The following is a 14,695-nucleotide window of genomic DNA, read 5'->3' on the forward strand; positions in this document are numbered from 1 at the left end:
TCCTTACTGGGACTGGTGGCTGCGGGAGTGCGGTCCGCGGGACGGACCGGAGGGCTCAGACACCGAGGGCCGCACCCCCGTCCACCGTCAGGTCGTGCATGGTGATGTGGGAGGCCTTGTCGGAGAGCAGGAACGCCACCGCGTTGGCGATGTCCCGGGGCCGGGCGAGCTTGCCCAGCGGGATGCCCACCCGGAACGCCTCCGGGACGCCGTCGATGGAGGCCCGGGCGCTGCCCTGGTCGGTCCACATGGCGGTGAGCATCGGGGTGTCGGTGGAGCCGGGGGCGACGATGTTGGCGCGGATGCCGTACTTCGCGACCTCCAGCCCCAGGCACTTGGTGAACATGGTCGCGGCGGCCTTGGAGGCGGCGTACGCCGACATCTCGGTGCGCGCGGTGCCCGCCGAGTTGGAGGCGATGGTGACGATCGCGCCCCGGCGCCGGGGGACCATGCGGTTGACGACGGCGCGGGACACGAAGAAGACACCGGTGGTGTTGACCGCGAAGGTGATGCTCCACTCGGCGTCGGTCAGGGCGCGCGCCTCACCGAGCCTCAGCACGCCCGCGGCGTTGACCAGGTGGTCGATCGGCCCCAGCCGCGCCTCGACGTCGTCCACCAGCGCTTCGACCCGCGCGCTGGAGGTGACGTCGCCGACGAAGGCCGTGACGGACTCGCCCCGTTCGTGGGACTCCTTGACCAGGACGTCGAGTTGGTCGCCGTCCCGGTCGACGGCGGCCACCGTGATCCCCTGGCCCGCGAGCGCCTCCACCACCGCCGCGCCTATGCCGCCGGCCGCGCCGGTGACCAGAGCTATTTGGTTCTGCATGACGGTCGGCTCCTTATTCGGCTGCTGCCGCGGCTGATCGCTCAGCCATGCCAGACGGAGACCACGTCGGCGGCCTGGCAGGGATTCAGTCGCGGGTCGCAGTAACTGGTGTACTTGTCCCCGATCCGGTCGGCCTCGGACGCGTCCTGTGCGCATTCGAAGACATCGTCCGGAGTGGTCTCCAAATGGAGTCCGCCGGCCACTCCGCCGTTCCCGGTGACCGCCGCCTGGAATTCCCGGACTTCCTGCGCGACGGTTTCGACGTACCGGGTCTTGTAGCCGTGCGGGGTGGACACGGTGTTGCCGTGCATCGGGTCGCACAACCAGATCACCGGGTACCCGGCCGCGTGGACGGCGCGCACCAGGGCGGGCAGCCGCTCGGCCGCGTTGCCGGCGCCCATGCGGGAGATGAGCGTCAGCCGGCCGGGCCGGTGCTGCGGGTCGAGGCGCTCGCACAGCTCGATGAGCTGTCCGGGCGTCATGCCCGGCCCGACCTTGACCGAGACCGGGTTGGCGAGCGCGGCGAAGAAGGCGACGTGGGCGCCGTCGAGCCGCCGGGTGCGCTCGCCGATCCACGGCCAGTGCGTCGAGGCCAGCAGCAGGGAGCCGTCCTCCTCGGGGCGCAGCATGGCCGACTCGTAGTCGAGCAGCAGGGCCTCGTGGCTGGTCCACACGGGCGCCTCGACGGGGGGTGCGCCCCCGTCACAGGACCAGCCGAGCAGCGCCGTCACGTCGGAGGCCGCCCGGTAGCCGCTGATCAGCCGTTTCGGGTCCGGTCTACGGGATTCGGGGTCGGCTTCCGGGGCGTTGACCATGTGGCCCCGGTAGACCGGGAGTTCGACCCCGTCGACGACCTCGGTGGGGTTGGAGCGCGGCTTGCCGAACTGTCCGGCGAGCCGGCCCACCCGGATGACGGGCTTGTGGGAACGGCCCTTCATCACCCCGGCGAGGACGTCGAGGAGCGCGCTCTTGCGGGCCACGTGGCCGCTCGTCGCCTCCGCCGGGTCCTCCGCGCAGTCACCGCTCTGGATCACCTGGAGTTCGCCCGCCGCGACGCGGGCGAGCAGCCCGTGCAACGTGCGGACGTCGGCCCCGCGCACCAGCGCCGGGGATTCCCTCAATTCATCGTGGACCTGCCACAGAACCGTCTCGTCCGGCCATGCCGGCTGCTGGTCCGCGGGCCTTGTTTTCCATTGTGCGACTTTATGCACGTGGCACCTCCAGTGCTCTCGTGGTCGCTCAGGCGGGGTCGTGCCGTTGAGTTTGCGAAATCGCACCCTTCGGTCTCCATCGAGATATCCGAACTTCGTCAGGTGGCGATTTTTCAGTCACCTGACGGGCATTAAGTCACATTTTCCCCGGATATTGCGCAGGGGGGCGGCGGGGTGTTATCCGGTGAATGGCGGGGGTGGCCGCCGGCGGAGCGGGGCCCGGTCCGACAGCGCCCGAACGGTCGGTCCGGGCGGGGACCTGACAGATTCGGATCCGGGATATGCACAGCGTCGCCGAGTCGTCCTACGCTGGACCTTATGATCAGCCGGTTAGCCATTGCCATGCTTCACCAGCTGGCAGCCGAGGGAGTTGCCCCGTGGCTGTCGGCCGACGCCACATCAGACTTCGATGTCGAGGTCCTGAGCCATCTTGCCCGTCGCGAGCTCGTCGCGGGCGTGGTGCTCACCGGCGGACCGCCCGCCGTGCTGCACCGTGTCTGCGACGCGCTGTTCCCGGCGTTCCTGGCGACGGACGGGCGGGCCGGGCACGTCTCGGTGGCCCCCGACGTCGGCCACGGGGCGAGCGCCGAGGGCCTCTTCGAGGCGGCCGGCGACCTGCACGAGCAGGTGGGCCGCGCCAACGTCCTGGTCCGGCTACCCGTCGACCCGGGCGGCGTGACCGCGATGCGCGACTGCCTGGCCGAGGGCATCGGGGTGCACGCCGGCCCGGTGTACTCGGAGGAGGGCTACGAGCAGCTCCTCGACGCCTTCTTCGTCGGCATCGAGCGGGCCCTCGTGTCCGGGCTGCCGCTGCACGAGATCACGCTCGTCGCCGGGGTTCCGGTCGGCCGGCTGGACGACGCGGTCGACGCGCGGCTGGCGGCGGTGCCCGGTCCGCGGGCCGTCGCCGCCCGCGGCACCGCCGCCGTCGCGCTGGCCCGCTGTCTGCACCGGCTCCGCGAGGACCGGCTCAGCACGGACTGGTGGCGGGTCATCAGGACGGCGGGGGCCCAGCTCCCGCTGCTGCTCTGGTCGGACCCGTCCCCGCGCCACATGGAGTCCCTGGTGGGCGCGAACACCGCGCACGTGCTGAGCGTGCGACGGCTCGAAGCGGTCGCGGCGGAGACCGAACTGGCGGGGGAGGCGCTGATGGGTTCGACCGCCGAGGGCCGCCGGGTCCTGAAGGAGCTGGCCGAGCTGGGCGTCGACCTGGAGTCGGTGGTCCGTGACCTGGAGCGGGCGGGGCAGGGGTGCGGGTGAACGAGTACGGCGGTGCCCCACCCCGGGGGCACCGCCGTACGGAAGGTCAGGACCTGACGCCGTCCTGCTCGCGCTCGGGGAAGACCGCCCCCGTCAGGTGCAGCAGCGGCGCGGCCTTCACCGCGGTCTCCTCGAACTCGGCGGCCGCGTCGGACAGGGCGATCACCGCGCCGCCGACCCCGTAGCGGACCCGGTCCTCGGTGATCAGCGCGGTGCGGATGACGATGCTCCAGTCCGCGGCGCCGGTCAACGACAGATAGCCGATGGAGCCGGAGTAGACCCCGCGCGCGCCGCCTTCGAGACGGTCGATGATCTTCATCGTGCGGACCTTGGGCGCGCCCGTCATCGAACCCCCGGGGAAGGCCGCGCGGACGCAGTCCACCGCGTCCAGTTCGGGCCGCAGCCGTGCCCGGACGGTGCTCACCAGCTGGTGGACCGTCGCGTAGCTCTCCACCCGGAAGATGTCGTCGGCCTCCACCGAGCCGGGCACGGCGCACCGGCCCAGGTCGTTGCGGACCAGGTCGACGATCATCAGGTTCTCGGCGCGGTCCTTCTCGTCGCCGGCCAGCGCGGCGGCCAGTGCGGCGTCCTGGGCCGGGTCCGCGCCGCGCGGCCGGGTGCCCTTGATCGGCTCGGACACGATCACCCCGTCGGCGCCGACCCGCAGGAACCGCTCGGGCGAGGTGCTCAGCACGTTCAGCCCGTCGAACTGGAGCAGCGCGGCGAACGGTGCCGGGTGGTCGCGCCGCAGCCGGAGGTAGCTGTGCCAGGGGTCGTAACCGCCCCGCACCTCGGCCATGTTGGTCAGGCACACCTCGTACGTCTCGCCCGCGGCGATCTCCTCCTGGCAGGCCTCGATCAGGGCCAGGTAGGACGTCCGGTCGTGCCGCAGCTCGACCGCCGCCGTCTCCTCGACCACCGACCGCTCGACCGCGGTCTCCTCGGCCGGCCCGTCCGCGGGCCCCGACGCCTCCCCGACGCCGGGGACCGCCTCGGGCAGGCGCCCCGCGGCCTCCCGTTCCAAGCGCTCCCGTGCCCAGCCGAGCCAGCCCCGCGCCGCCGCGGTGCTGCCGGTGACGCCGTCCTCGGCCGCCGCCAGCAGGTAGCCGGTCCCGGTGGCGTGGTCGAGCACCAGGGCCCGGCCGGTGAACACCATGGTGGCGTCCGCGTCCGGCGAGCGGTGCACCGCGTCGCCCCCGCACTCCGCCTTGAGCTCGTAGCCGAGGTAGCCGACCCAGCCGAGCGCGAAGTCGAAGGGCAGCGGCGGTACTTCGGTGCGGATGCCGCGCAGGTCCCGCTGGACCCAGTCGAGGAAGCCGCCCGCGGACACCTCGGTGCCCATCTGGGAGCGCACGCTCACCGTCCCGCTGGACACGTCGGCGGTGGCCACCCGGCCCAGGGGCCCGGAGGCGTCTCCCATCACGGAGAACCGTCCGCGTCTCTCGTCGGGCCGGCTGCTGTCCAGCCAGAAGGCGTGGTCGCGGTCGCGGAACAGCGCGGCGTACGCGGCCTCGTCGTTCCAGCGGGTCGGCAGCCGCTCGACCAGCACACTCAGCCGCCGGGTCGACTGCTCCGGGGCCGGCGGCTCCGGCGCGGGCGGCTCCGGGGCGGGCCGCACCGGCCACACGATCCCGGCGGGACGCCGCCGGCGCAGCGGGTGCCGGCCGACGTAAGGACGGCTCAACTCGGCGAAGTTCCTGAGCAGTTGAGTGCCGTCCCGGGTACAGATCGACTCCGGGTGGAACTGGATCCCCCACATCGGGCGCAGCCGGTGCCGCAGCCCCATCAGGACGCCGTCCGGCGTCCAGGCGGTGGCCTCCAGGTCCGTCGGCAGCGCGCTGACCGTGAGCGAGTGGTAGCGCACCACCTCCATCGGGTCGGGAACCCCGCGGAACAGGCCGGTGCCGGAGTGGTGCACCGGGGAGGTCCTCCCGTGCCGCGGCTCCGGTGCCCGGTGGACCTCGGCGCCGTGCAGCAGCCCGATCGCCTGGTGCCCGAGGCAGACGCCGAGCAGGGGCTGCCGTGCGTACGCCACGATCTCGCGGGAGATGCCCAGATCGCTCGCGCGGTGCGGGGTCCCGGGCCCGGGCGAGACCACCACGTTGTCGAACCCGGTGAGCATCGCCGGGCGCCAGGACGGGTCGTCGTTCCGGACGACCTCCGGCTCCCGGCCGTTCACCTCGGTCAGCTGGTGGAAGAGGTTGTAGGTGAACGAGTCGTAGTTGTCGATCAGCAGCGTGCGCACGTGTGTCCTCGGGTTCGTCGTCGGTGGCCGTATCGGTACGTCTCAGACCGTGCGCGGCACGATCTCGAACAGCAGGTGCTCGACCGTCTCGCTGCCGTACTCGGACTCGCGCACCGGGCGGGCGGCCAGCAGGCGCAGCTCGCGGCCGGTCTCCTCCGCCGCCCGGTACAGCGCCCGCACGTCGCCGCGGTCGCTGAAGTGCAGCAGGGCGCGGCCGGTCGGGGTCACGCGCAGCGGCGCCTCGGCCAGGTACCGGCGGTGCGCCTGGTAGCCCGGGTCGACGTAGGCCCGCTCGTGCGAGGAGCGGTAGCTGTAGTCGGCGGGGGCCAGCACGTAGTTGGAGCTCCAGAAGACCACGTCGAACCGCTCGTCGGGCCCCAGGCCGGAGAACAGGTCGCTGTGCACGGCGCGCAGCCGGCCGCCGACGCCGTGCCGGTCGGCGTTCGCCTCCGCGTTCGCCACCGCCATCGGGTTGATGTCCGAGGCCACCGCCCGGTCGAAGCCGGAGAACAGCGCCATCGTGGCCACCAGGCCGGTGCCGCAGCCCATTTCGAGGAAGGAGCCGCCTGCGTGGGAGCCCGGCTCCGCGAGGTCGAGGAACTCGATCCCGACCCGGGTCGAGGGCGAGAAGACCGGAGCGAAGACCTCCGGGAACAGGTCCCACTCCCGGCCGTACATCGTGAAGACCCGCGGCCGGTCCTTGCGGGTGAGCGACTCGCGGCTGCGCCCGAGCGAGCGCTGGTAACTGCCGATCCGGAGCTGTCCGAGGGTGCCTTCGCCACGCGGTCCGGGCGCGATGGCCGATTCCAGCTGTGCCTGCGACATCTGTCTCCCCCATACTCGATCTCGACTGCCCGCCCGAGCGGCCCGTCGTGCCACGACCCTGTGGCGCTGGATTCAGCCTCGTCGTGCAGCGCGCCCACCAGAAGGTGGTCGGGCGACAACGTCCGTGATGGAGGGTGGTGGCCCACCCACCGCGCACGGCGCTCACCTGCACGATGGGCTTGAGCCCCGGTTGACCACTGCCTGAGGGCCAACCTAGATTTTGTCGACTGCTTGCTCGTTTCAAGGGGGGAGCGAACACGGTGCAGGACATCCCGGGAGCGGCTGAGTCGTCTTCCAGCGCGCTCGACATGCTGGAACTGCTGGTCGCGGAGGCCTCCGCGGACCGTTACGAGAAAGTCGTCACCGACGCAAGGGCCGCCGGCGTCACTCCGTACCGGCTGGCCGAATTGGAACGGGCCCGGGACCTCTCACTGCGCATCCGGGACCTCTTCGAACGCCGCCGGCAGCGCGAAGCCGGGCTCGCGGCACTCGTCGACACCGTTCGCGACCTGACCCTTCCGTACACGCTGAGCACCCTGCTGAAGGTGATCGTCCGACGCACCCGGCTGCTGTTCGGCGTCGACATGTCCTGGGTGGCGCTGTTCGACCCCCAGCAGGAGGGATCGGTGGTGCGCGCCGCGGACGGCCAGGCCTCGGCGATCACCGTCGGCTTCCGGATGCCCCTGTCGGGCGGGCTCGGGCTGCGCGCGATGAGGGAGGCCGGGCCCTTCTCGACACCCGACTACCTGAGCGACGAGACGTTCACCCACGCCGAGGAGACCGACGGGGTCGTCCGGGCCGAGGGCCTGCGCGCCATGATGGCGGTCCCGCTCCAGCGCGACAACGAGGTCACCGGCGTCCTGTACGCGGCCGGTCGCTCCGTACGGCACTTCGGCCCGGACGAGATCTCACTGATGGTGTCCCTCGCGGACCTGGTCTCGGTCGCCATCGAGAAGGCCAGCCTGCTCGACCGCACCCGCCAGGAGATCGCCGAGGTGGCCGAGGACACCGAGCGCGAACGGAGCTCCTCGCAGCAGGCCCAGCAGCTGCGCAGCACGCACAGCCGGCTGATCGACCTGGTGCTGGCCGGCAACGACCTCCAGGTGCTCACCACCGAGGCGGGCCGGCTCCTGGGCGGCCCGCTGAGCGTACGGGACACGACAGGACGGGAGTTGGCGGTGGCCGGATCCGTCCCGAAGGCGGCGGTCGCGGACGAGGTCGCCACCGCCTCGCTCGACGCGCACGCCGAACGACGGCCGGTGCGCACGGCCGGCGGTCTGTGGGTGGCCCCGGCGGCCGCCGGCGCGGAGATGCTCGGCACGCTGGTGCTGCTCCCGCCCGAGGAGCCCGGCGCCGACGGGGCGTCAGGCCCGCCCGAGGACGCCGAGGAGGCCGAACGGCACCAGGTCCAGGTGCTCGCCATGGTCGCCCAGTGCATCGCCGTCCTGCTGCTGATGCAGCGCAGCGCGGCCGTCGCCGACGGCCAGGCCCGCGACGAGTTACTCCGCGACCTGATCTCCGGCTCCCCGTCGGCGCTGGAGCAGGTCGCCGAACGCGCCCGACGGCTCTCCCTCGACCTGGACGAACCCCACGTCGTGGTGGCCACCCGCCCCGAGGGGGGCATCCAGGGCCGGGCCATGGTGTGGGCGTCGGCGTACGCCCACCGGCACCGCGGGCTGCGCACCCTGGCCGGGGACTGCCTGGTGTTCCTGCTGCCGGGCGCCGACCCGGGCGCCGCCTCGGCCGCGCTGTCGAAGGAACTGACCTCGGTGCTGGGCCGCCGGGTCACGGCGGGCAGTTCCGGCCCGGCCGGGAATCCGGCGGCCATCGCCACCATCTACCAGGAGGCGAGGCGCTGCCTGGACGCCGTCGTCGCCCTCGGCGGGGTCGGCAGCACCGCCTCGCCGCAGGAACTCGGCTTCCTCGGGCTGCTGTTGTCGGAGAACCCCGACACGGGAGACTTCATCAGCCACACCATCGGCGCGGTGCTCGACTACGACAACCTCCAGCGCACCGAACTGGCGAGGACGCTGGAGGAGTACTTCGCCTCGGGCGGCAGCCCCACCTACGCGGCGGAACGGCTCCATGTGCACCCCAACACCGTGTCACGGCGGCTGGAGCGCATCACCGAACTGCTCGGTGAGAAGTGGCAGGAACCGGCTCAGGCGCTGGAGGTGCAACTGGCCCTCCAACTGCACCGTACCCGACGCGTCCTGACCCGGAAGCAGGAACTCCACCGAGCCGCCCCCGCGCGCGGCTGACGACGGTGGGGCCCTCGTACGGGAACGGCTCACCCCGGTCGGCGGTCCGCGGCTCGCCGACCCGCGACTCGCTCTCGTCGTGCGGCGGTTCGCTCGGTTTCGGGGCCGCCGTCAGGGCGCGGACGGCGTGCGCGGCGGAGGCCAGGGTGATGTGCCGGTGCCAGCCGTTGAAGGACCTCCCCTCGAAGTCGACGAGCCCGACCGGCACCGATATCCGGGCGAAGTCGTGCTCGGCGCGAAGCGTCAGCTTGGTCAGGCGCAGCAGCGCCCCCGCCGTCCCCTCCGTCATGTTGCTGATCCAGTACCGCTGCGGCCAGCCGTGCGGATCGGTCCACTCGCCGAGCAGCAGCACCCTCCCGCCGCCGCCGGCGGGCGACGAAGGCGACAGGGTGACCCGCACGGTCGCCACCAGGCTGGTGCGGGCCGTCCCGGTCTCCGGATCCCGCCAGACGACCGGGCGGCGCATGGCCCGGATCATCTTCAGCAGCTGCTGGGCGGAGACCTCCCGGTCGGTGTCGCCGGGCAGCCGGCCCGGGTCGGCTATCGTCACCCGGGTCGTCCCGCTGACGGCGGCCAGCAGCGGCATCCGCTCGGCGGCGAACCGCCGGACGAGGGCACGCGGGTCGCAGTCCGGAAGGTCCACGACGACGGGGCGGGGGGTGCCCGCGCCCCACCCGCGCACCTCCAGGGCGGTGGCCGCGACACACTCCGCGTCGGTGACCGTGGGGTGTTCGGCACCGGAGCCCGCCCGGCCGGTGCCCGCGCCACGGCGCTCCTCGGGGCACATCAGCCGCCAGTGCACCGGCGCGCTCGCCTCCTCGTCCACGGCCCAGATCCCCAGCGCCTCCTGGCTGTTGACGACCTGGCCGAGGCTGGGCACGAACCGCCGGGCCACCCCGACCGAGTGGCGCCCGGCCTTCGGGATGACCAGCGGCCGCGCCACCCAGGCACGCGGGCGCAGCACCCGCTCCAGGTACCGGCACAGCACCGCCCGCAGCGGCATCCAGTCCCAGGTGGACGAGGAGACGAAGTGATGCAGGCTCTGCTCGGCCGCACCGCCCCCGACGTGGGCGGCGATGTTGCGCGCGGTCTTGCGCCCGTCGGCCGTCAGCAGGCCGTACAGGTACTGTGCCCCTTTCTCCCGCTGGTCCGCACGCGGCAGCAGGGCGAAAAGTTCGGCGCACAGCTCGGCGACAGCGGCGTCCGGCACCTCCGGTCGAAGGCGCCGCATGGTGTTCACGGCAGTCATTTCCACGATCCCCTAACTCCGGCACCCCCGCGTTCTCCTGAGCGGAGGGGGTGTCTTCACGGTGAGGTCGGAGGGGTCGCCGACAACAGGTGAGCCGACCACACACATCCGCCCCGTCGCGCTGGTCCGACCACCGGCGCCGAGGAGGGCGGGCATTCGTACAGCCCGGATCCACTGACCCTGAGGACTGACATGATCGCGTCCTGGTACGACCAGCAAGGCCCCGCCGCCGAGGTGCTCCGGTTCGGCGACCTGCCCGATCCCGTTCCCGGCCCCGGCGAGGTCCGGGTCCGGGTCACCGTCTCGGGCGTCAACCCCGGCGACACCAAGAAGCGGCGCGGCTGGCTCGGTTCGTCGATGCCCTATCCGCGGGTGGTCCCGCACAGTGACGCGGCCGGAGTCGTCGACGCCGTCGGCGAGGGTGCCGACGCCCGCCTGGCCGGCCGCCGGGTGTGGGTGTACGGCGCCCAGTCCTACCGCTCCCACGGCACCGCCGCGCAGTACACCGTGGTGCCCGCCGACCTGGCGGTTCCGCTGCCCGACCACCTCTCCGACGACCTCGGTGCGAGTCTGGGCATCCCCGGGGTCACCGCGCACCGCACCGTCTTCGCCGACGGGCCCGTCGACGGCAAGGTGGTCCTGGTGCACGGCGTCCTCGGCGCGGTCGGCTCGATGGCCGCGCAGCTCGCGCACTGGGCGGGCGCGACCGTGATCGGAACGGTACGGCGCGGCACCGACGTCGAGCGGGTCGACCCGGCGGTCATCGACCACACCGTCGCCCTCGACGGCGCCGACCCGGCCGCCGCCATCCGCGCGTTCGCGCCGGAGGGCGTCGAGCGGGTGATCGAGGTGGCCCTGTCGGACAACGCCGACCTGGACTGCGCGGTGGTCCGCAACGACGCGGTCATCGCCGGGTACGCCACCCGCGCCGACCGTACCGGGATCCCGTTCTGGCCGCTGCTGTTCAACAACGTCACGCTGCGCCTGTTCGGCAGCGACGACTTCCCGGTGGAGGCCAGGCGGCAGGCCGCCCGCGACCTCACCGCCGCCGCTGCCGTCGGCGCCCTCGGCGTGGCGACCGCCGCCCGCTACCCGCTGAGCGACCTCGCCAAGGCCCACGAGCACGTCGACGCCGGGGTCCACGGCCGGGTGCTGGTGGACGTCCCGCAGCCGTAGCGCCGAGGCCGGGGCCCGCCGGCCCGTGGTGTCACGGGACGGCGGGCCCCAGCGGCTGCGCGGTCGCCCGCTCGACCTGGGCGAGCATGTCGCGCGGGAACCAGAGGCTGCTCGCGCCCGCGAGGGCGACGGCCGCGGCGCCGGTCAGCACCGGCACCATGCCGACCCGGGAGGCGAGCCACCCGCCGACGAAGGAACCGACCGGCAGGGTGGCGGTCAGCACCGCCTGGAGGAAGGCGTTCACCCGGCCCAACAGGTGGGCCGGGGTGACGAGTTGCCGCCCGGTGGTCATGGCGATCGACCACACGGTCGCCAGCAGCCCGAACAGCAGCTGGTACAGGACCAGGACCGGGAAGGAGAGTCCCAGGGAGGCCGCAGGGATGAGGAAGAGCGCCGCTCCGGCGCCCACGGCGCACCACCGGATCGCCCGGGCCATGCCCAGCGCCCGGGTGACGGAGGCCGCGACGAGCACCCCGGTGCCCATGCCGACGGCGTACCCCGCGTAGACCGCGCCGAGCTGCCACGAGGGCAGCTCCAGCTCCCGGTCGGCGTACAGCACGAACAGGCCGGCGCCGGCCCCGCCGCCCAGGTTGAGCCCGGCCGCGGCCAGGGCCTGCCGGCGCAGCAGGGTCTCGCGCCGGATCACCTCCAGACCCTCCTTCAGGGCCTCGACGCGCGAGCGCGCTCCGCCGCCCGCCTCGTGCGGCGAGCGGTTCAGCGAGGCCGGCAGCGCGAGGAACAGGGCCCCGCCGACCAGGTAGGCCGCGCATTCGACCAGCAGCGCCGGAGCCGGGTCGACCAGGCTGACCAGCAGGCCGCCCAGGGCCGGTCCGCCGATCAGGCCGATGGTCCGGGCCCCGGTGAGCGAGGAGTTGGCCGGCAGGAGTCGGTCCGGGGGCACCACGCGGGGCAGGCAGGACTGCGCCGCGACGCCCTGGACGGAGCCGAGGGCACCCGAGGCGGCGGCCGCGGCGAACAGGTGCGGCCAGGTCAGGCCGCCCAGTGCGGCCGCGAGCGGCACGCTGCCGATGGCGGGCACCTGGAGCCAGGACACCGAGACCAGCATCCGGCGCAGCCGGGCGCGGTCGACGGCGACGCCGATCAGCGGGCTGAGCAGCACGCCGGGCAGGTAGCTCATCGCCAGCAGCGCCGAGGCGCCCAGTGGCCCGGCGTGCAGATGGGCGATGGCCAGCAGCGGCAGTGCCAGCGCGGTGACCTGACGACCCACCGAACTCGTCAACTGCTCGGTGACCAGCAGGAGCAGCGGACGGCGGTGGCGCGGCGCGGGGACGGACGACTCCTCGGCCGGGGGTGATCCCATGTGTTCGGCCTCCTGTGCGGTCATGTGCGGGAAGCAAAACACGGGGGGCCCGATCGTTCGAACACCCTCGTGGTTCCGGTTCCGCGAATGCGCCAGGCCCCCGGTGCCGGGTGGGTTTCGGGCAAGCGCCGGACGATCGGGTCCTGACCAGCGGAGACCGGGTGGGGCACGGCCGCGGGGAACGGTCCGGTGCGGTGCGGAGGATGGCCGAAAGCAGCCGATCAGGGAGCGGAGTCCGCCGGGCCGGCGACCAGCCAGTGGGCGGGCAGGTCGATCCGGGTGCCGTCGGGGCCGGACTCGGTGGTGGTCAACGGCAGTTCGCCGGTGGCGAGGACGGTGAGACCGGCCGCGCGGAAGAGCTCGGGGAAGGCGGCGTCCGCGACCTCGGCGGGGGCGAGACCGTGGGAGAACACCGGGCGCAGCTTCGGGGGCGGCCCGGCCGGGTCGCGGGCGAGGTCGGTCAGCACGACCTTGGCCGCCTCGGAGAGTTCGACCACGAAGGCCCGGCCGCGCACCCCGAGGAGGGCGGCGATGGCCTCGACCACCCGTGGGCGGTCGGCCGGCTCGCTCTGGTGGATCACGCCGCGCACGTACACGTTGGCGTCGCCGAGGCGCTCGTACAGCGCCCGGACGGCCTCGGCGTCGGTGGCGTCCAGCCGGGCGAACGCGGCCCGCCCGGCCGGGTCGCCTCGCCGGGCGAGGTCGAGGGCGGCGGCGGACAGGTCGACCCCGAGGACGAGCGGGAAGCGCTCGGCGAGGAAGCGGGTCTGGGTGCCGTTGCCGCAGCCCAGGTCGACGACCGGCAGCGCGGGGTCGAGCAGGTGCGGGCGGAACAGCGCGAGGTGGCGCTCGGCGGTGAGGGCCGGCTCCGCGTCCCAGATCACCGACCCGGGCTCCTCAGGGGCGTCGCGCCAGAAGCCCTCCCAGGCGTCGCGGTACCGACTCGTCACGCTCATGGCGGGGACCTCCGGATGTCACGCAAGGTGTCTGGGTCGTGTCTATCGGTACCGGGCCCGGGCGGCAAGCGCGCGCGGGGACGTCCGTCAGCGCGGGGCGTGCGCCTGGCGCAGCAGGTAGACGCCGGAGACGGCGGCGAGAACCGCCATGCAGGCGGCGAAGACCAGACCGGCGTGGGGCAGGCCGACCGGCCCGGTGAGCAGGCCCACCCCGATGACCGGGATCGAGATGCCGAAGTAGGCGACCACGAACAGCGCCGAGAGGACGCCGCCGCGGTGCTCGGCGGGCGCCGCGGCGGCGACCTCGCCCACCGCGCCGCGCAGGCCCATGCCCTGCCCGGCGCCGCCCACCAGGGCGCTGAGCACCAGCGGCGGGAGTGCCTCCCAGGCGAGCGAGGCGGCCAGCAGGGCCAGTCCGCCGATCAGCACCAGGCAGCCCAGCGGGATCGCCCGGGCGGTGCCGAGCCGGGGCACCAGGAGCTGGCCGAGGGTGGAGGCGAGGAACGCCGTGAAGACGACCAGGCCGACCACCGCGCGGTTGTGCACGCCCAGGCCGGTGGCGAGGAACGCGGGGCTGACCGAGGTGAACAGGCCCAGCAGGGAGAAGCCGGCGAAGGCGGCGACCCCGGCCGGCACGAACACCCGGCGGACCTCCGGCGGCAGGGCCGGCCGGTCGGGCCGGGCGGTGCGCAGCGGGCGGGCTCCGGCGACCGTCTCCGGCAGCAGCAGGGTGAGGGCGAACGAGACGGCGAGCAGCCCCAGGTGCACGGCGAACGGCAGGACCAGCGGATGCGGCGCGAACTGCGCGAGCAGGCCGGACAGCAGCGGCCCGCAGCCGAGCCCGCCCATGTTGGCGGCGATCGCGACGAAGCCCGCCCGGGCCGGGTTGCCGGGTGGCGCGAGTTCCAGCACGTACGCCGTCCCGGTGCCGGTGAACAGGCCCGCCGAGAACCCGGACAGCAGCCGGCCCAGGCAGAGCGTCGCGACGCTGTCCTCGGTCAGGAAGACGACGGCGCTGGCGGCCGAGCAGGCCAGTCCGCAGAGCAGCACGGGCCGGCGTCCGACGGTGTCGGAGACGTTGCCGACGAGCAGCAGCACCCCGATGACGCCGAGGGCGTACACCGCGAACACGACCGTCACCGTCAGCTCGGAGAAGCCGAGCTTCTCCTGGTACAGCCCGTAGAGCGGGGTGGGCAGGGTGGTGCCCGCCATGCAGACGGCGAAGGCGAGGGCGGCGACGAGGTGGCCCACCCGGGCGACAGCGGGCCGGGCGGTCCGGCGATCGGTCATTCGCCCACCATAGGCACGCTGCCCGGGCTCGGGCCGTGCCGTGCGGGGGAGCGCTGCGCCGAATGGCCGTGCCGC

At 73.5% G+C, this 14,695-nt stretch carries 10 protein-coding genes and 1 pseudogene; 3 read left to right on the forward strand and 8 right to left on the reverse strand.

What is annotated here, in order from left to right; genetic code table 11:
- Positions 1–55 precede the first annotated feature (55 nt).
- Positions 56–826, reverse strand: coding sequence for a 2,3-dihydro-2,3-dihydroxybenzoate dehydrogenase (locus tag ACFRAR_RS17070; RefSeq protein ID WP_380698868.1), 771 nt, complete (start codon positions 824–826; stop codon positions 56–58).
- A 41-nt stretch (positions 827–867) separates the two neighbouring features.
- Complete coding sequence (locus ACFRAR_RS17075; RefSeq protein WP_380698869.1) at positions 868–2,037, reverse strand: 3-deoxy-7-phosphoheptulonate synthase; 1,170 nt, start codon at positions 2,035–2,037, stop codon at positions 868–870.
- Between the two features lie 318 nt (positions 2,038–2,355).
- On the opposite strand from ACFRAR_RS17075, the gene ACFRAR_RS17080 reads away from it, so the two are divergent.
- Positions 2,356–3,297, forward strand: coding sequence for a transaldolase family protein (locus tag ACFRAR_RS17080; protein ID WP_380698870.1), 942 nt, complete (start codon positions 2,356–2,358; stop codon positions 3,295–3,297).
- 46 nt (positions 3,298–3,343) lie between these two features.
- Here the strand turns inward: ACFRAR_RS17080 and pabB are convergent, their stop codons facing one another.
- Positions 3,344–5,542, reverse strand: a complete 2,199-nt coding sequence (gene pabB / locus ACFRAR_RS17085) for an aminodeoxychorismate synthase component I (RefSeq protein ID WP_380698871.1) — start codon at positions 5,540–5,542, stop codon at positions 3,344–3,346.
- 42 nt (positions 5,543–5,584) lie between these two features.
- Positions 5,585–6,367 (reverse strand): methyltransferase domain-containing protein, encoded by a 783-nt coding sequence (locus ACFRAR_RS17090; RefSeq protein ID WP_380698872.1) that lies wholly within the window; start codon positions 6,365–6,367, stop codon positions 5,585–5,587.
- A gap of 260 nt (positions 6,368–6,627) precedes the next feature.
- Between ACFRAR_RS17090 and ACFRAR_RS17095 the strand changes: the two genes are divergently transcribed.
- On the forward strand, positions 6,628–8,628 hold the full coding sequence (locus ACFRAR_RS17095; RefSeq protein WP_380698873.1) for a helix-turn-helix domain-containing protein: 2,001 nt from the start codon (positions 6,628–6,630) through the stop codon (positions 8,626–8,628).
- Between the two features lie 427 nt (positions 8,629–9,055).
- On the opposite strand, the pseudogene ACFRAR_RS17100 reads toward ACFRAR_RS17095, so the two are convergent.
- A pseudogene (locus ACFRAR_RS17100) lies at positions 9,056–9,877 on the reverse strand (transposase); the annotation flags it as partial.
- Positions 9,878–10,069: 192 nt separating this feature from the next.
- On the opposite strand from ACFRAR_RS17100, the gene ACFRAR_RS17105 reads away from it, so the two are divergent.
- On the forward strand, positions 10,070–11,053 hold the full coding sequence (locus tag ACFRAR_RS17105) for an NADPH:quinone reductase (protein WP_380698874.1): 984 nt from the start codon (positions 10,070–10,072) through the stop codon (positions 11,051–11,053).
- A gap of 31 nt (positions 11,054–11,084) precedes the next feature.
- Here ACFRAR_RS17105 and ACFRAR_RS17110 read toward each other — a convergent pair whose 3' ends face one another.
- From ACFRAR_RS17110 to ACFRAR_RS17120, 3 genes are all read right to left on the reverse strand, one after another.
- Positions 11,085–12,398: an MFS transporter gene (locus tag ACFRAR_RS17110; protein WP_380698875.1), complete on the reverse strand. Its 1,314-nt coding sequence runs from the start codon at positions 12,396–12,398 to the stop codon at positions 11,085–11,087.
- A 197-nt stretch (positions 12,399–12,595) separates the two neighbouring features.
- Positions 12,596–13,330: a class I SAM-dependent methyltransferase gene (locus ACFRAR_RS17115; RefSeq protein WP_380698876.1), complete on the reverse strand. Its 735-nt coding sequence runs from the start codon at positions 13,328–13,330 to the stop codon at positions 12,596–12,598.
- 87 nt (positions 13,331–13,417) lie between these two features.
- Positions 13,418–14,620, reverse strand: coding sequence for an MFS transporter (locus ACFRAR_RS17120; RefSeq protein ID WP_380698877.1), 1,203 nt, complete (start codon positions 14,618–14,620; stop codon positions 13,418–13,420).
- Positions 14,621–14,695: the final 75 nt, after the last annotated feature.

The organism is Kitasatospora sp. NPDC056651, from assembly GCF_042792155.1.
In the GTDB taxonomy this organism is placed as follows: Bacteria; Actinomycetota; Actinomycetes; order Streptomycetales; family Streptomycetaceae; genus Kitasatospora.